Consider the following 16,971-nt stretch of genomic DNA (forward strand, 5'->3'; position numbering starts at 1 on the left):
GATTCGATGCGCCCCTGGAGCCCTATCCCGATCGAGGAGTGCGGTGAGCCGCTGCAAGACCTCCCTCGGGAGTTCTTGCGGATGGAACCCCATCCCTACATGGCGCTCGGTGCACCCTATGGGGCCTCAGGGAATCCCTTCCAATTGCGCCAAGGGGTGGTTCAGCGTCTGCTGAAGGCGCAGCAGCGTCTGAGCGATCACGACCCCAGCCTTCGCCTGAGCATTTTCGATGCGTGGCGTCCGATCGCGGTGCAGGCCTTCATGGTGGAGCACAGCATTGCCGACCTCTGCCGCGAACGCGGGGTTGAACTGATGTCGGGGGACGCCTTCGACCGGGTGGTTGCCGATGTGGGGCGGTTCTGGGCCGCCCCCAGCCGCGATCCAGCCACACCGCCACCCCACAGCACCGGTGCCGCTGTTGATCTCACCCTCAGTAGCCGTGAGGGAATCCCGCTGGAGATGGGTGGAGAGATCGATGCCATTGGTGCGATTTCAGAGCCCGAGCATTACGCCGGACAGGAGGATCCCGATGCCCGCTGCTGGCATCAACGTCGGCAGCTTCTGGCCGATGTCATGAATGCTTCCGGCTTCGCCCAGCACCCGAACGAGTGGTGGCACTACTCGTTCGGTGATCAGCTCTGGGCCTGGCGCAAGGGTGCTGCTGTAGCGGTCTATGCCGAGGCCGCTAACAATGCGCTCACTTCCTGATCCCCCAGCTTTTCGATGTGATCCCCGAAGCTGCGTCGACCACCGGCGGCCTTCCAGCTCAGCAGCAACGGTTCGAGGGTCTTTTCAAGATCGTCGAGGGGTAATTTCTCCATGTAGGGACGCGCCAAACGTTGGAGGTTGGGGGTCCCACCGAGCCATAGCTGGTACTGGTTGACTCCGTTGCCCACCAATCCCAGCTCCGCCATGTAAGGCCGAGCACAGCCATTGGGGCAGCCGGTCATGCGCACGAGGAGCGACTTCTCGATCTCGAGCCGCCGCAGCTGGGCATCCAGGCGATCAAGAACATCTGGAAGGATGCGCTCCGATTCGGTGATCGCCAGGCCGCAGGTGGGCAGTGCTGGGCAGGCGATGGCATGTCTGGCGAGGCGGGCTGGTGCTTCAGGCACCTCAAAGCCCATCGCCTCAAGCTGCGTGCGAATGCTGGCGCGCTGGGAGGTACCGATGTTGCAAAGGAGCAGGTCTTGATTGGCTGTGAGACGAATCTCCAGCTGGTAGGTCTCGACGAGTTGCCGCAGTCCCGCTTTCAGATCACCGTTCAGGCGACCGCATAGCAGGGGCAGCCCCACGAACCACATCCCTGCCTTCTGCCGATGCCAGCCGAGGTAGTCGAGCAGTTTGGCCTTTGGCTCATTGCGCAGACCTTTGAGTGCTCCCTTGAAGTAGGTAGCGCAAAGGGTTTCGCGGAACCATTGAATGCCCTTGTCATGAATCAGGTACTTCATGCGGGCGTGCTTACGCACTTCCCGGTCACCATGGTCCCGTTGCAACGCCAGGATCGCCTGAACCACATCGAGAACGTCAACGGCTTCGACGTAGCCAAGGGGGTCTGCGGTGCGGGCGAAGGTCTCCTCCTTGTTGTGGGTGCGACCCATACCACCGCCGACATAGACGTTGCAGCCCCGAAGCTCGCCTGAAGGATCGGTAAAGGCCACCAGACCGATGTCCTGGGTGAGCAGGTCCACGGAGTTGTCCCCCGGCACGGTGACGGCCACCTTGAACTTCCGGGGGAGATAGGTGTCCCCGTACAGAGGCTCCTCAGAGCTGCCTGAAAACACACCGTCTTCGCTCTGGCGCTTCCTGGCCTTCCGAACGGCGCGGCTGGGCTTGAAGCGATAACTCAGGTCACCATCCACCCAGAGATCGAGATAAGCCCCCTCAGCAGCCTCAGGGCTGAGTAGATCCGCAATCTCATCTGCCAGGCGGCGTGCAACGGGATACCCGCCCTTCTCAAAGGGAGCCGGAGGCGCCATCACATTGCGGTTGATATCTCCGCAGGCCGCCAAGGTCGAGCCCAAGTTGCGAACGATGGTGCCGATCACCTCTTTCAGATCAGCCTTGGGGATGCCATGCATCTGGAAGGCCTGGCGGGTGGTTGCCCGCAGGGTTCCATCACCCAGACGATTGGAGAGTTCATCCAGGGCCAGAAAGAGCCTGGCGGGGATGCGTCCCCCTGGGCTGCGCAGCCGCAGCATCATCTGCCAGCTGCGGACCTTGTCGGTTTTTCGCAGTTCGCGGTGATGTTGCTGATAGCTGCCGTGGAACTTCAGCAGTTGAACGGCATCTTCCGTGAAGCGAACCTCATCGTTGCTGAGCTCGCTCAGCAATGGGTCGCGCAGATAGTCACTGTCCAGCTTGCGCTGCTCCGCCTTAGACAGGGATTGAGATCCGGTTTCCGCCACTGTCAAGGAGCTTTCCCCCACCCCGAAAAGGACTTCTTGATTTGAACGTAGCGAAACGGCTTCCAATACAGTCGCCTCCGGCTCTGACCTTGGCGTGACGGCAACCTTTCTTCTGGAAATCGGCACCGAGGAGCTTCCCGCTGATTTCGTCAAGCAAGCGCTGACCCAGCTTGAGCAGCGGGTCAGTCGCGACTTGCGTGAGGCAAGGCTTGGGCACGGGGCTGTGTCGGTGTTCGGCACCCCCCGGCGTCTGGTGGTCTCCGTCGCCGATCTGGAAGACGGACAACCTGATCTTCAGGAAGACCGCAAAGGTCCCCCCGTGGCTCAAGCCTTCAAGGACGGCATTCCCGGACCTGCGGCGATCGGTTTCGCGAAGCGTTGCGGTGTCGATCCCTCAGCGCTGGAACAGCGAGAGACGCCAAAGGGCCCCTGCGTCTTTGCAACGGTATTGACCCCTGGTCAAGCCAGTGCTGATCTCCTTCAGGCTCTGATCCCCCAATGGATCGATGCCCTCCAAGGGCGGCGGTTCATGCGCTGGGGAACGGGAGCCCAGCGCTTCAGTCGCCCCATCCGCTGGTTGCTCGCCCTTCAGGGCTCCAAGGTCATTCCTGTGGTGCTGGATGGCGCTGACCCTGAGGTCCGCAGCGATCGCTTCAGCCGTGCCCACCGGCTTCATGGTGACGAGCCGCTCTCCATCGCATCGGCGGATGCGTTCGCTGAGACCCTCGACGCTGCCGGTGTTGTTGTTGACCGCACGGAGCGAGCTAAACGGATCCGTACCAGTCTTGATCAGTCGGCTGAGGCCGCCAACGGAACTCCCGACTGTCCAGAGTCCCTGTTCGAGGAACTCGTCGACCTTGTCGAGGATCCCAGGGTCCTCGAGGGAACCATCGCTGAGCGTTTCCTGCAGCTCCCCCCCGAAGTGATCAGCACGGTGATGCAGGCCCATCAGCGTTATGTGCCGCTGCAAGTGCCTGACCTTCAATCCGATCCGCTGCGACTGACCGCTGATGCGGTGCTTCGTCCTCAGTTCCTGCTGGTGGGCAACGGCTTGGCTCCGGCAGCCTCCCTGATTGTCCGCGGCAATGAGCGCGTTCTCGGAGCGCGTCTTGCGGATGCCGAATTCTTTCTTGATGTCGACCGACGTCAATCCAGCGCATCCAGGCGTGAGTCTCTTGACCGTGTCACCTTTGCTGAGGGGCTTGGCAGTCTTCTCGACCGCTCCGAGCGGATCGAGCGGCTGACGGGGCTGCTGTTGAAGCAACTCGGTCTCAATCAAGCCGTTACGGATGCGGCCCTGCGAGCAGCTCATTTCTGCAAGAACGACCTGGTGAGTCAGATGGTGGGCGAGTTCCCGGAACTCCAGGGCCTGATGGGTGGTAAGTACCTCCTGGAGGAGGGAGAGCCCCGCGAGGTCGCCCTTGCTGTGGTGGAGCACTATCTGCCCCGAGGTGCCGGTGATGACCTACCAGCAACGCCTGCGGGGGCTGTGGTGGCCGTGGCGGAACGGCTGGAGCTGCTGCTCAGTATCTTTGCCAAAGGCGAGCGCCCGACGGGATCCTCAGATCCGTATGCCCTGCGCCGTGCTGGCAACGGTGTTTTGCAGATTCTCTGGGGGATGGGTTGGCGGCTGGACCTCATGGCCTTTTTGACCAATGCCGTGGCCGAGTGGGCTGCCCTGTTCCCGGCCTTTGCGGTCGACTCCAGTCAGCTCCACAACGATCTTTGCCAGCTCATGCGTCAGAGAATCGTCTCCCAGCTGGAAGACGACGGCTTTGCTCCGGATCTGGTGCAGGCTGTTGCTGGAGACGCCGTTTCCAACCAGCGTTTGCTCAGTGATCCTCTCGACGTGAAACAGCGGCTTCAGCTGTTGCGTGCTCTCCGGGATAGCGGCCAGCTGGATGCCGTGCAAGCGGTTGTTCAACGGGCCACCAAGCTGGCCGAGAAGGGCGAATTGGCACGGGATCAGCTTGTTGCTGGCGATGTGGTTCAGGCTGAACGCTTCGAGTCGGCCAGTGAGCAGGATCTGTTCGCCGCACTGGAGCAGCTGCAACCTTTGGCTCAGCAGCGGTCGTATCAAGCTCTAGCCGATGCGCTGGTGGCCGCAACCCCGATTCTTCAGGCCTTCTTCGACGGTGATACCAGTGTGATGGTGATGGTCGAAGACCCCGACTTGCGGCTCAACCGCCTCAACCTGCTGGCCGTTCTGCGGAATCAGGCTTCTGTCTTGGCTGAATTTGAATCGATTCAATCCAAATGAATGGCAGCTCCTGCCCCAGTGGCTAAGCAGGAGCCAGTCCATTCCTTTGGAATGCCTGAACAAGAGACCAACACCACCCAGCAGCAGCCTGTCGTGATCCGCCAAGGAGGTAATGGCCTTGGAACTGTGATCGCGGCCATCATCGTGGCGGCAGCAGCCATATACGCCGTCAACGTCTGGTCGACGACCAAGAAAGAAACATCCCCCGCCAAAAACATTGAGCAGGGGATTGAAAGGATCAAAGATGCTGCTGGCAAAGCGATGGAGTCGCGCAACTAACCAGCAACTTCAGGGTTGTTTGGGGCCGGCCTCCTCAGGAGACGCCGGCCTTTTCTTTCGACTCCGTTTCCTTGGAGTTGGATCCTTTCGACTCAGTGGCCTGAGCCTTGATCTGCTGTGAAGCTTCCTCGGCAAGAAAATCGCCGTCTGAACGACCAACTGCTGAGGGAACAGGGTTGTACTTCGACGGAGCCAGGGCCTCGCCTCGGATCAAGCTGCCGACAGTGCGAAGGGTGAGCTTGATCTGCTGCCAGGGATTCATCATCACCACCCGCTTGTACAAATAGCTGTCGAAGGTCAGCTTCTGTACGTCCTTGTCGTCGCACATCTCGACGAAGGCCTCCCTGGCGGCGTCGTTGCGGTAGAAAATGCGCTGAAGGATGTCGAGAACCGCATAGGTGGCGCCGTACTTCCGGTCCCAGCGCTTGATGTAGGTCGACTTGATTTGTTTTTCCGTTGGGATGGAAGCACCGCTGTTGGAGATTTCCACGATCGCTTCAGCGCACATTCGGCCGCTCTTGGCAGCGAAATAAATCCCTTCTCCTGAACTCTTGGTGACGTAACCAGCTGCATCGCCCACTAGCGCCATTCGGCCTACAACCCGTCGCGGACGAGGGTGCTCAGGGATGGGATGGGCTTCCACCTTGATCACTTCGCCCTGGAACAGGCGCTTGTTGGCCCGTTCACGGATGCCCTTCTGCAGACCCTTGATCAGGCTCTGGTTCTGTTGCATGGTTCCGGTTCCCACAGCAACGTGGTCGTACTTGGGGAACACCCAGGCATAGAAATCAGGAGACACATCGGTGCCGACGTACATCTCCGCGAGATCCTCGTAGTAGGTCATCTCCTCGGCCGGAAGCTTGATCCGCTCCTGGAAGGCAATGGCCACGTTGTAATCACCGGCATCCATGGCTTTCGCCACCCGTGAGTTGGCGCCATCAGCACCGATGATTAGATCGACACCGAGGGTTTTCTGCTCTCCAGTGGGGCCGCCGCCGCTGTAGTCGGCGTAATGAATGGTGTATGGCCCCTGACGGTCGGTACCGGTGTCGATCTTCTGCACCAGACCATTGATCAGGGTCGTTCCTAAATCAGCGGCTCTGTTGCGGAGGAAGGCGTCGAAGACTTCCCGACGGCACATGCCGATGTAGGCGTTGTCGTCGTAGCCGAGGGGATCAAGTTTGATGTCCACTTCCCTGTTGGAAGGGGAAATCATCTTCATGTTGCGCACTTTGCGGTCGATGATCTCGTCCGGAAGCTCGAACTCCTCAACCATGCAGAGAGGAATGGCACCTCCACAGGGTTTGGCGTTATCGAGTTTGCGCTCAAACAGCCAGGTCTGAATTCCTGCCTTGGCCAAAATCTCTGCAGCACAGGAGCCGCTGGGGCCACCGCCGATCACCGCAACTCGCAACATCTCAGCCCGTCTCCGCTGGATTGTTTTTTGAAGCTATCACTGTCACAACGACCTTTGTGGGTCGAACTGGCCAGTGCCTTTACGATCGAAACAACACGCATCAGCGCTTTGGTTCGGGCATCCTCTGCGCGACGCACCGAGCGGGAGGATATTCCGGTCGCCCGTCGGACACGACCGCCGCGTCAACGAAAGGGAAATGGCGCTGTTGGTCTGCTTTTCGGACTTGTACTTGTCTGCGCTGGAACCCTGGTAGCGGTGCTGGTCGCTCCCACCCTGTTGTCTCGACGGCAACCCACGCAGACCCTCGAGATTTCAGGCTTTCGTGAACGTCCCGATGCGGATGGACGCCTGTTGGGGCACTTCCCTTATCGCGAAGCGCAAGCGGATCAACTCATCGTGTTTCAACCGGGGATTGAACTGAATTTGGAGGCAGCCGATGCCCTCGACACGATGATGCGTTCCGCTGCGGCCGACGGTGTCGATCTCCGCTTGCTCAGCGGGTTTCGCTCGTTGGCCCTGCAGGAGTCCATTTTTTTTGATGTGGCCTCGGAACGTAATCAGACTGCAGAGGAACGTGCCCAGGTATCGGCTCCACCGGGCTACTCCGAGCACAGCACTGGTTATGCCGTTGATCTTGGTGATGGCCGGGTTCCTGAAACCAACCTCTCCCAGAGCTTTCAAGACACCAACGCTTTTCGCTGGCTGCAGGACCATGCCGCTCGATATCACTTTGTTCTGTCCTTCCCTCAGGGAAATCAGCAAGGTGTGATGTACGAACCCTGGCATTGGCGCTATCAGGGCAATGCGGATGCATTGCGTCTCTTTGAGGCGGCCCGTCGCTTCTCTAGGCGCGATCCTTGACCGTCCCTGAGCTGCTGTCTCCTGCTGGCGACTGGGCTGCGATGCAGGCGGCCGTCGCCTCCGGCGCTGATGCGGTGTACTTCGGTGTTGATGCCTTCAATGCTCGGCAGCGGGCGGAAAATTTCAGACTTGATGACCTCCCTGAGCTGATGCAATGGCTGCATCAGCGCGATGTGAAGGGCTTCCTCACCTTCAACGTGCTGGTGTTCAGTGATGAACTCGCGGCAGCGGCACAGTTGCTGATTGCTGCCGACGAGGCGGCTGTTGATGCGGTGATCGTCCAGGACGTTGGGCTCTGTCGGTTGGCTCAGCGCCTGGTGCCGAATCTCTGCGTGCATGGCTCCACCCAAATGTCGATTACGAGCTCAGCGGGGATTGCCCAGGCTGCAGCGCTTGGTTGTCAGCGGGTTGTGCTGGCCCGTGAACTTGCCCTTCGTGATCTCGAGCGCCTGCAGGCGCAACTAGCCCAGCGGAACCTCGTGATGCCGTTGGAGGTTTTCGTGCATGGCGCCCTTTGCGTCGCCTATTCCGGGCAGTGTCTGACGAGTGAATCCCTTGGCCAGCGCAGTGCTAACCGAGGCGAATGTGCTCAGGCTTGCCGTCTTCCCTACGAAATGGTGGTGGATGGTGAGCCCCGCGCTCTCGAAGATCAGCGCTATCTGCTGTCACCCCAGGATCTTGCTGCCTGGGAGCTCCTGCCGGAGTTGCAGCGGATCGGCGTGGCCAGTCTGAAGATCGAGGGGCGGTTAAAGGATGCGGCCTATGTGGCTGCCGTAACCGATGCCTATCGGCAACGCTTGGATCTGAGCCCCGTCTCGGCTCCGCAGGTTCAACGCCAGCTGGAGCTGGCGTTTTCCAGGGGGCTCTCCACCGGTTGGCTGGAGGGGGTGAACCACCGTCGCCTTGTGCATGGCCGCTGGAGCAAAAAGCGTGGTCCCCTGCTGGGGCAGCTGCTTCGGGTTGAACGGGGCGGTTGGTTGCACCTGCGCAGTCGAGAGCAGTTGCATCCTGGTCAGGGGATCGTGTTGGAACAACATTCGTCTGATCCCTTGCAACCACCACGGGAAATCGGTGGCCGGATCATGGTGTGTGAGCGGATGGGCGCCGAACGCTGGAAGCTGCGGCTGGGTCCGGATCGTGCGGATCTCTCTGGCTTGAGCCCTGGAGCGTCGGTGTGGCTCACCAGCGACCCCGACTGGCAGTCCCGTTGGCAGCGTGCTGCGCGCCGATCGGTGGAGGCCCGGTCCCGGGATCTGGCACTGCGGGTGTCCGGTCGGCTGGATGCACCGCTCGAACTGCAATTGCTGGCCCCGCAGGGCTTGGATCTCAAGCTCAGCAGCATGATGCCGCTGCAGCAAGCCTCCCAGCGCCCCCTCGATCGTGAACGGCTCCAGGAGCAACTGGGACGGCTGGGGGGGACGGGCTGGTCGCTTCAGTCTCTGGAAATCCAGCTGCAGGGAGATCTTTTCCTGCCTGTGGCTGAGCTGAACCGCATGCGCAGGGCTTTGCTTGAGCTTTTGGAGGCCTCGCTGGACGACACAACAGGCTCAGCTTCTATCCCGGCTGCTTCCGAACGGGCGGATGCCAAGCAGCTGCTGGCCAGGATGTGTCCCCAATCTCTCGCCCCGCAGAGCGAGACGGCGCCGGGTCTGGTTGTTCTGGTGCGCAGTCTTGAGCAGTTGCAGACACTGGTGAATCTCTCCGACGAGGGCCTGCCGGTCCAGTCGGTGGTTGCGGACCTTGAGCAGCCCCGAGAGCTAAGGGAAGCGGTGGCAATGGGGCGAGGCTGCTGGCCGGATGGACTCTGGCTGGCCGGGGCACGGATCACACGACCCGACGAACGCTGGAGCCTTGAGCCACTCATTCGCGCTCGCCCTGACGGTTTTCTCGTGCGCAATGCCGATCAGCTGGAGGTGTTGACCCCTTTGGCCCCCTGCATCGGCGACTTTTCCCTCAACACTGCCAATCCTCTGAGTTTTCACTGGTATCGCGACCATTGGAAGCTGCAGCGCATTACCGCGAGTTACGACCTCAACCTTCAGCAGTTGCTGGATTTGGCGGCTGCTGTTGATCCAGCTTTGCTGGAGGTCACCCTGCATCAGCACATGCCTCTGTTCCACATGGAGCATTGCCTGTTCTGTGCCTTTTTGTCCGACGGAAAAGACCACACCGACTGCGGTCGTCCCTGCGAGAAGCACCACGTAACGCTGAGGGATCGCAGTGGCGTTGACCATCCCCTGCGTGCCGATTTGGGCTGTCGCAACACGCTCTTCAATGGGACTGCGCAATCCGGGGTGGAAGCGCTTCCGTCGCTGCTGCGGGCAGGCGTGCGCAGGATTCGGCTTGAACTCCTCGATGAGGATGCTGCCGCCACACGCCGTCGGATCAGCCTCTATGCCGAGGCTATGGCGGGTCGAATGGCCACCCAGGACGTGTGGTCTCAGGAGCGGATCCACCACCAGCTCGGGGTCACCCGCGGCAGTCTGCGGATCAGGGGTCCTGAGCGCACCAGTCGATTCTCACGTTGAGATAACCTGTCGCACTGCGCCTTTGGCGTTCTTCACAAATTCTTACGGTCAGCCCGCATGAGCGCCAACAACAAGGCGATCCGCAACATCGCGATCATCGCCCACGTTGACCACGGCAAGACGACTCTGGTCGACTCGCTGTTGGCGCAGTCAGGGATTTTCCGCGACAACGAAGCGGTGCCCACCTGTGTATTGGACTCCAACGATCTGGAGCGTGAACGGGGCATCACGATCCTGTCGAAGAACACTGCGGTCACTTACAACGACACGCGGATCAACATCGTTGACACCCCGGGGCACGCCGACTTCGGTGGAGAAGTGGAGCGCGTGCTGGGCATGGTGGACGGCTGTCTGCTGATCGTGGACGCCAATGAAGGGCCGATGCCCCAGACCCGCTTCGTGCTGAAGAAGGCCCTTGAGCAAGGGCTCCGTCCGATCGTGTTCGTCAACAAGATCGACCGTGCCCGTGTGGATCCCGAGACCGCTGTCGACAAGGTTCTCGATCTATTCATCGAACTGGGGGCCGACGACGATCAGTGTGATTTCCCCTATCTGTTCGGTAGTGGTCTCGGAGGCTTCGCCAAGCCCGACATGAAGACCGACAGCGACAACATGCGTCCGCTGTTCGATGCCATCCTTCGCCACGTTCCGCCGCCGGTTGGTGACCCCGAGAAGCCCCTCCAGCTTCAAATCACCACCCTTGATTATTCCGACTTCCTCGGCCGGATCATCATTGGTCGCGTTCACAACGGAAAAATCAAACAGGGCCAGAATGCTGCTCTGATTAAGGACGACGGCTCCGTTAAGAAGGGTCGCATCAGCAAGCTGCTGGGCTTCGAAGGCCTTCAACGCATCGAGATCGAAGAGGCATCCGCCGGAGACCTGGTGGCCGTGGCTGGTTTTGACGACGTCAATATCGGCGAAACGATCGCCTGCCCGGATGAACCCACGGCCTTGCCACTGATCAAGGTGGATGAGCCCACCTTGCAGATGACCTTCGTCGTCAACGATTCCCCGTTTGCAGGTAAGGAAGGCAAGTTCGTCACCAGTCGTCAGGTGCGTGACCGCTTGCAGCGTGAGTTGCTCACCAATGTGGCCCTGCGTGTCGAAGACACCGATTCACCGGACCGTTTCTCGGTGAGTGGTCGTGGCGAGCTCCACCTCGGCATCCTGATCGAGACCATGCGTCGTGAGGGCTATGAGTTCCAGGTGTCTCAGCCTCAGGTGATTTACCGCACCATCGATGGCACCCCATGCGAGCCCGTTGAAACCCTGGTGATGGATGTTCCTGAACCAGCGGTTGGAAGCTGCATCGAAAAACTGGGCACCCGCAAGGGCGAAATGCAGAACATGGAAACCAGTGCTGACGGCCGTACCCAGCTGGAATTCATCGTTCCATCCCGCGGTCTGATTGGTTTCCGCGGTGAATTCATCCGGGCCACCCGCGGCGAAGGAATCATGAGCCATTCCTTCTATGAATACCGCCCGATGATGGGTGACTTCGACACCCGTCGGAACGGTGTTTTGATCGCCTTCGAAGAAGGAACGGCAACCTTCTATGCGCTGAAGAATGCCGAGGATCGTGGCCAGTTCTTCATCAGCCCGGGAACCAAGGTCTACAAAGGGATGATCATCGGTGAATACAACCGACCCCAGGATCTTGAGATCAACGTCTGCAAGACCAAGCAGCTCACCAACATGCGCTCCGCCGGTGCGGAGGAACTGGACACGCTGCAAGCGCCGGTTCAGATGACCCTGGAACGGGCTCTGGAATACATCGGACCCGATGAGATGCTCGAAGTGACGCCGGAGTAGATTCGTCTGCGCAAGCTTCCTGGCAAGAAGCCGGCGAAGGCCAAGCGCTGATGCCCCAAGCGGATCCCCGCTTTCATCAGGCCCTGGAGCTCTTCAACGCAGGTGAGTGGTACGCCGCCCACGATGTGTTTGAGGAGCTGTGGCATGAAACGGCTGATCCAGAGCGGCGCAGCCTGCAGGGAATCCTGCAGGTTGCTGTCGCGCAGTTGCATCTGCAACGGGGCAACCGGCGAGGTGCAACGATCCTGTACGGCGAAGCGCTTGGACGGCTGAAACGTCCAGGTACACCGGATCTGGGTCTTGATCTTGAGGCGTTGTGCGGTGCGGCGCAGCAACGTCTTGAAGCACTTCAGCTGGATGGGGATCCCGAGTCATGCACTGTCCCTGTTTTGCGGTTGCAGAGCTGAAGCGCCGGTAACCTCAACCAACTGTGGATTGATTGCGTGGCAGCCAAGGCGATGCTCCGTACCGGGGGCCTTCTTTTCTTTCTGCCTCTTCTGGCTGCACTTTGCCCTCTGTTCCCTGCGCAGTCCCAGCAAGCTGCTGAAGCCGGTGTGATCACGATCGAATCCGACCTGCAATCGGCAGACAACAGCACGGGTGTGATCACTGCCAGTGGCAACGTTCGATTGGTTCATGCCGACCGGGGCCTGGTGGCCACAAGCCGTCAGGCGCAGTACTTCACTGAAGAAGATCGGATTGTGCTGAGTGGTGATGTCGACGTGATCCAGACCGACGGCAATCTTCTCCGTGCCGATCGGTTCACCTACCTGTTGGAGGAAGGAAGGGCGATTGCCAATCCCCTTCCTGGCCAGCAGGTGTTCAGTCAATGGACACTTCAGCCCAGCCAGTCTGTGCTGGACGGCGCTCCCGTGACCACACCGGTGGCGCCATGACCCTGGAACTGTCAAACGTCTCCATCACATTGGGGGGGCGTCAGCTGGTGAAGGATCTGGATCTGGCTCTGTCTCCTGGCGAGGTGGTCGGGTTGCTCGGCCCCAACGGAGCCGGAAAAACCACCACCTTCAATCTGGTGATTGGTCTGCTCTGCCCTGATCAGGGTGAGGTGGTTATTGATGGTCGGCGTGTCACAGACCTTCCCATGCCGCAACGGGCCCGTCTCGGTGTGGGCTATCTGCCCCAGGAAGCCAGTGTCTTTCGCAATCTCACCGTGCGCGAAAATCTGGATATTGCCCTTGAGCAGACCGATCTCAGCCCTGAACGACGGCGGGACCGGCGCCAGCAGCTGATTGAAGACTTCCATCTCACGGCGTTCATGAACCGCCGTGGCTTCCAACTCTCCGGAGGGGAACGTCGTCGATGTGAGGTTGCCCGAGCGCTGGCCTCCGGTGTCAATGGACCGCTTTATCTCCTCCTGGATGAACCCTTCGCTGGTGTCGATCCCCTGGCTGTCGCCGACCTTCAACTGCTGATTGAGGGATTGCGTTCACGGGGCATGGGCATCCTGATCACCGATCACAACGTGCGCGAAACGCTGGCCACCACCGATCGTGCCTACATCCTTAACGATGGAGCGGTGTTGTCTGCAGGACGCTCCGATGAGGTCGCAGCCGATCCCCAGGTGCGGCGTTACTACCTCGGGGAGGGATTCCAGCTGTGATTTTGGAACGTTTTAAACGGGCCACCTGGATGCGGCTGGCTCTTCTTGACCGCTGGTTGCTCCAGGAACTCCTGGGCCCTCTGCTGTTCTTTATCGCGCTGTTCACCCTTCTGCTGCTTACCGGCGGGGTGATGTTTGAGCTGGTGCGACAGATGGTCGATAAGAACCTGCCGATCACGATCGCGGTGCAGGTTCTGCTGTTCAGCATCCCGCGTTGGCTGGCCTTCTCCGTTCCGATCGGAACCCTGATGGCATCGCTGTTTGTATTCACCCGCCTTTCGGCGAACAGTGAACTCACCGCCCTGCGCAGCCTCGGTGTCACCACGGTGCGGATGATCAGTGCGGCCCTCGTTCTTTCGATGGTGATGACCCTGTTCACCTTCGTCCTCAACGACGTGGTGGTTCCCCGAAGCCAACGCTATGCAGAGGTCACCTTGAAGCGAGCCTTGGGGCGCTCACTCGCTAGTGAGACAGGTCGCGACATCATTTATCCACGTTTCGGCAGCCGCATCGATTCCCAGGGTGAGGAAGACGGCAAGGGCCTGAACCAACTGTTCTATTCCCGCAAGTTTCAGGACGGCGAAATGGTGGATGTGACGGTTCTGGATTTCTCTCGATCTGGTTTCACGCAGATGTTGCGTGCGGACAGAGCTATCTGGAATGAGGATCAGGCCAGCTGGGATTTCCTCGATGGGCAGATTCTGACCTTGGCGGCCAATGGCAGTTCGACCAAGGCCGATTTTGATCGTTATGTCTATCCCCTTGGCTCCGGACCCGTACGTCTGGCTGGGATTGAGCAAGATGCCGTCAACATGACCGTGGGCGAAGCCTTGCAGGCTCAGAGGGTCTATGAGGAGGCCGGAAGCATCAAAGAAGCTCGCAAGATCCGTGTTCGGATCCAGGAGAAGTTCACGGTTCCAATGGCTTGTCTGGTGTTCGGCCTGTTTGGAGCCACCCTCGGTGCTCAGCCCAGTTACCGCAGCAGCCGCAGCTTTTCGTTCGTGCTCACGCTTGGGATCATCGCCGTTTATTACGTGATCGGCTTCAGCTTCAGTTCGCTTGGAGTGAAGGGCACCCTTCCCCCCCTCCTGGCGGCATGGCTTCCTGTGGTTTTGTTTCTGGGTGCGGGTGGTCTGATGCTGAAACAGGCCAGTCGTTGATCTGCCGAGTCAGAATGGCATTTCTTCGTGAAATGGTGTGCTGAACACGCCTTTTGAGCTGGTGACCAGCCTTGGTTTTGCCGGCTTTGTATTGCTGCTGGTGGCCATGCCTTTGGCTTTCTGGGCGGTGTCGAGCCAGTCCCGTGGAGGTCTAGTGCGCCTGCTGGTTGCGATGGCCAACCTTCTGTTCACGGCCCAGTTGATTCTGCGCTGGTGGCAATCCGGGCACTTTCCCATCAGCAACCTCTACGAATCACTCTGCTTTTTGGCCTGGGCTTGCACACTCACCCAGCTGCTGGTGGAGCGTGCCTGGCCTTCCCCGATCGTTGCGGCAGCGGCCACACCGATGGGGCTCGGCTGCATTGCCTTTGCCAGCTTTGCTTTACCAGATCAATTGCAGTCAGCGGCTCCTCTGGTGCCTGCCCTGCGCTCGAGCTGGCTGGTGATGCATGTGAGCGTGATCATGGTGAGTTACGCCGCCTTGCTGGTGGGATCGCTTCTGTCCCTTGCGGTGCTGATCACGGATCGCGACCAGGCTCTGGAGCTGCGCAGCAGTTCAATCGGCAGTGGTGGCTTTCGGCAGGCGGCCTCGATAGGGAATGGTGGCTCTGTTCAGCTGCAATCTGTTCAGCTGAGCACCAATGAGCAACTCGACAGTCTCAGCTACCGCACAATCACGGTTGGCTTTCTGATGCTCACCGTGGGCATTGTCAGTGGCGCGGTTTGGGCGAACGAAGCCTGGGGAAGTTACTGGAGCTGGGATCCGAAGGAGACCTGGGCCTTGATCTGCTGGTTGGTCTATGCGGCTTATCTGCACACGCGTCTGAGCCGCGGCTGGCAGGGCCGGCGTCCTGCTTTTGTGGCTGTAGTGGGACTGGTGGTGATTGCTGTTTGCTACATCGGCGTCAATCTTCTAGGCATCGGTTTGCACAGTTATGGCTGGTTTTTTGGCGCGTAGTCTTGCCAATGATGGCGTTTGACACGGAGTGTTCTTCCTGAAGAGATTTCAATCTACGGAATACTCGACTTAAAATATTGGCTCCGAATGTTCTGGCTCATTCATGTGTTTTCGTGGTCAAGCAGTGTCTAAATACGATTCGCCTTGCCGTGAACTTTTGGCGATAAGTGATCGGCGTGAGTAATGTTCTTCTTGGATATTGATGATTTGCAGGCGTTTTCCGGGTCGAATATTATCCTCGTTGCTTTGCTGTAGTAGTCGTTATCTTCTTAAAAAAAATCCTGTCAGTTCCGCGTTCAATGATCAAGTGATTCTTTGATGAGGGTGATCCGGCATGCTCTATTTTGACAGCGTTGTTGTTTGTGATGGCAATGGGGAGAAGTGTTCCAGCGCGATATGACTTCCATGGGCTTTCGCCTTCCTGATGAGGATAAGCCTCTTGGTGTCTTTCGTTCCCCCGTGTGATCAGTTTGTTGATCCCCCTTCTTCTCCCATTTCTCCTGTGGTTCTGCTCCCGTAGCGAGAGCTAGAGGGATAGCCCCCATGGAAAGGAGGAATCTGATGGGGGATCCGAGGAGGAGGGTGTAATCAATGACACACCACTGCTTTATGGAAGATGTGGAGGGCCTGACGAAGTTGTTGAACAGAGCTTTCTACGACCAAAATTATCGAGAATTTTTTTTGCCATCAATGACTGCCGCCACGCGCTTGATCAAAAAACTCGACAAGGTCTTGGCCAACTACGACAGCTTTGGAGACAACCCTGGCGCTCACGTTGAAGAGGTTCTTGGCAAGATTGAGAAATCTCTGGACAACCTGCGCTTCAAGTCGAATCCAGATCACATGGCGAGGATCTACGTGGAACGAGACCGCGCAATGATCAAGCAGGTCATCCTGAACCGCGTAATGGCAGGTGATCTATCTGAACTGGCCTGAACACACCTCCGATCCCGCCCCCAGTAATGCCAGATGTCGCGGTGGATTTTGATGTCGATGAGCTGTTTGTTTTGACCGTCACGATATACACAGTTAATCGCGTTCATCATGGTTATTAATGGGTGCTGATCCAATTCGGATCCCATCCAGAGCGATGTTTAACGAGGATGTGATTTGGGCTCAGTGCTAACTGGGCTTAATTCCTCTCTTCTCTAAAAAAATCCTGTTCCGTAACGGAATAGTCAATGTCTGTTGTCGAGTTGAGAGTGGGCAATCCACTCCCGATGCGGGCGGACCCCGGCTCCTTTTATCCCTCAGTCAGCCGCCATAGACATGCATCACTGCTTCTAGGGCACCAAGTCCAACGAGGAACGTGCCTGCGAGAAGGGCGAAGTCTTTTCTTGAGTTAGCCACAAAGACGACGGTTGCTCCGGCGAATGCCAACAGTAGAAACCTAAAGGCAATGGGAAGGCTCAACGTTGCGGATGGTGTATTTCTCTGATGAGTTTTGTAAACCCACTGCGGTGCATGGAGTTATCCGCTTGATACCAACTTTGAGTTACTTAATTGCTCTCAAGGGAGATATTCATGGCTTCTCCAAAACGGCCAACATCTCTTTCAAGTAAGCCTGCATAAAAAGACGCGATTGCTAACGATATTTTTTCTAGGGGGTGAGATGGATGGCATACATGTTCCCTCCAGAACGGTGGATTGCTGTCTGCGACAGC

Annotated in this window: 14 protein-coding genes; 12 read left to right on the plus strand and 2 right to left on the minus strand. The window is 58.7% G+C overall.

Features of this window, described 5'->3' with window-relative positions; all coding sequences use genetic code 11:
- Positions 1-6 precede the first annotated feature (6 nt).
- A complete protein-coding gene (locus tag FZX13_RS02450) occupies positions 7-708 on the plus strand; it encodes a M15 family metallopeptidase (RefSeq protein ID WP_226406947.1) in 702 nt (233 codons plus the stop codon).
- Here the strand turns inward: FZX13_RS02450 and FZX13_RS02455 are convergent.
- Positions 672-2,414 carry an NADPH-dependent assimilatory sulfite reductase hemoprotein subunit gene (locus FZX13_RS02455; RefSeq protein WP_226408227.1) on the minus strand — a complete coding sequence of 581 codons (1,743 nt, stop codon included), beginning with the start codon at positions 2,412-2,414 and terminating at the stop codon, positions 672-674. The genes FZX13_RS02450 and FZX13_RS02455 overlap by 37 nt on opposite strands.
- Before the next feature lie 88 nt (positions 2,415-2,502).
- On the opposite strand from FZX13_RS02455, the gene glyS reads away from it, so the two are divergent.
- The gene (gene glyS / locus FZX13_RS02460) at positions 2,503-4,668 is read left to right on the plus strand and encodes a glycine--tRNA ligase subunit beta (RefSeq protein ID WP_226406949.1); all 2,166 of its coding nucleotides are present in this window, start codon (positions 2,503-2,505) and stop codon (positions 4,666-4,668) included.
- 51 nt (positions 4,669-4,719) lie between these two features.
- Positions 4,720-4,947 (plus strand): hypothetical protein, encoded by a 228-nt coding sequence (locus tag FZX13_RS02465; RefSeq protein WP_226406951.1) that lies wholly within the window; start codon positions 4,720-4,722, stop codon positions 4,945-4,947.
- A 34-nt stretch (positions 4,948-4,981) separates the two neighbouring features.
- Here FZX13_RS02465 and chlP read toward each other — a convergent pair whose 3' ends face one another.
- Positions 4,982-6,364, minus strand: coding sequence for a geranylgeranyl reductase (chlP, locus tag FZX13_RS02470; RefSeq protein ID WP_115023276.1), 1,383 nt, complete (start codon positions 6,362-6,364; stop codon positions 4,982-4,984).
- Positions 6,365-6,472: 108 nt separating this feature from the next.
- Between chlP and FZX13_RS02475 the strand changes: the two genes are divergently transcribed.
- The 9 genes from FZX13_RS02475 (at position 6,473) to FZX13_RS02515 (ending at position 16,243) form a co-directional block, all read left to right on the plus strand.
- A complete protein-coding gene (locus FZX13_RS02475; RefSeq protein WP_226406953.1) occupies positions 6,473-7,225 on the plus strand; it encodes a D-alanyl-D-alanine carboxypeptidase family protein in 753 nt (250 codons plus the stop codon).
- The gene (locus FZX13_RS02480) at positions 7,222-9,753 is read left to right on the plus strand and encodes a U32 family peptidase (RefSeq protein ID WP_226406955.1); all 2,532 of its coding nucleotides are present in this window, start codon (positions 7,222-7,224) and stop codon (positions 9,751-9,753) included. The genes FZX13_RS02475 and FZX13_RS02480 overlap by 4 nt, the downstream gene beginning before the upstream one ends.
- Positions 9,754-9,810: 57 nt before the next feature.
- Positions 9,811-11,568 carry a translational GTPase TypA gene (gene typA, locus FZX13_RS02485; RefSeq protein ID WP_226406956.1) on the plus strand — a complete coding sequence of 586 codons (1,758 nt, stop codon included), beginning with the start codon at positions 9,811-9,813 and terminating at the stop codon, positions 11,566-11,568.
- 50 nt (positions 11,569-11,618) lie between these two features.
- Entirely contained in the window at positions 11,619-11,975 is a 357-nt protein-coding gene (locus FZX13_RS02490; RefSeq protein WP_115023270.1) for a DUF309 domain-containing protein, read from the plus strand.
- Between the two features lie 36 nt (positions 11,976-12,011).
- Positions 12,012-12,464: an LptA/OstA family protein gene (locus FZX13_RS02495; protein WP_370630768.1), complete on the plus strand. Its 453-nt coding sequence runs from the start codon at positions 12,012-12,014 to the stop codon at positions 12,462-12,464.
- On the plus strand, positions 12,461-13,189 hold the full coding sequence (lptB, locus tag FZX13_RS02500; RefSeq protein ID WP_226406958.1) for an LPS export ABC transporter ATP-binding protein: 729 nt from the start codon (positions 12,461-12,463) through the stop codon (positions 13,187-13,189). Before FZX13_RS02495 ends, lptB begins: the two co-directional genes overlap by 4 nt.
- A 29-nt stretch (positions 13,190-13,218) precedes the next feature.
- Positions 13,219-14,349 carry an LptF/LptG family permease gene (locus FZX13_RS02505; RefSeq protein ID WP_166018403.1) on the plus strand — a complete coding sequence of 377 codons (1,131 nt, stop codon included), beginning with the start codon at positions 13,219-13,221 and terminating at the stop codon, positions 14,347-14,349.
- Positions 14,350-14,386: 37 nt separating this feature from the next.
- A complete protein-coding gene (ccsB, locus tag FZX13_RS02510) occupies positions 14,387-15,307 on the plus strand; it encodes a c-type cytochrome biogenesis protein CcsB (RefSeq protein ID WP_226406960.1) in 921 nt (306 codons plus the stop codon).
- Positions 15,308-15,916: 609 nt separating this feature from the next.
- Positions 15,917-16,243, plus strand: a complete 327-nt coding sequence (locus FZX13_RS02515) for a hypothetical protein (RefSeq protein WP_226406962.1) — start codon at positions 15,917-15,919, stop codon at positions 16,241-16,243.
- Positions 16,244-16,971 lie beyond the last annotated feature (728 nt).

The organism is Synechococcus sp. MU1625 (assembly GCF_020514205.1).
Lineage (GTDB): Bacteria > Cyanobacteriota > Cyanobacteriia > PCC-6307 > Cyanobiaceae > Parasynechococcus.

What these genes read in the sequence shown, in the direction of transcription:
- FZX13_RS02490 (WP_115023270.1), top strand. Translation starts at nt 11,619, where the DNA reads ATGCCCCAAGCGGATCCCCGCTTTCATCAGGCCCTGGAGCTCTTCAAC.
- chlP (WP_115023276.1), bottom strand. Translation starts at nt 6,364, where the DNA reads ATGTTGCGAGTTGCGGTGATCGGCGGTGGCCCCAGCGGCTCCTGTGCT.
- lptB (WP_226406958.1), top strand. Translation starts at nt 12,461, where the DNA reads ATGACCCTGGAACTGTCAAACGTCTCCATCACATTGGGGGGGCGTCAG.
- FZX13_RS02515 (WP_226406962.1), top strand. Translation starts at nt 15,917, where the DNA reads ATGGAAGATGTGGAGGGCCTGACGAAGTTGTTGAACAGAGCTTTCTAC.
- typA (WP_226406956.1), top strand. Translation starts at nt 9,811, where the DNA reads ATGAGCGCCAACAACAAGGCGATCCGCAACATCGCGATCATCGCCCAC.
- FZX13_RS02465 (WP_226406951.1), top strand. Translation starts at nt 4,720, where the DNA reads ATGCCTGAACAAGAGACCAACACCACCCAGCAGCAGCCTGTCGTGATC.
- FZX13_RS02505 (WP_166018403.1), top strand. Translation starts at nt 13,219, where the DNA reads ATGCGGCTGGCTCTTCTTGACCGCTGGTTGCTCCAGGAACTCCTGGGC.
- FZX13_RS02450 (WP_226406947.1), top strand. Translation starts at nt 7, where the DNA reads ATGCGCCCCTGGAGCCCTATCCCGATCGAGGAGTGCGGTGAGCCGCTG.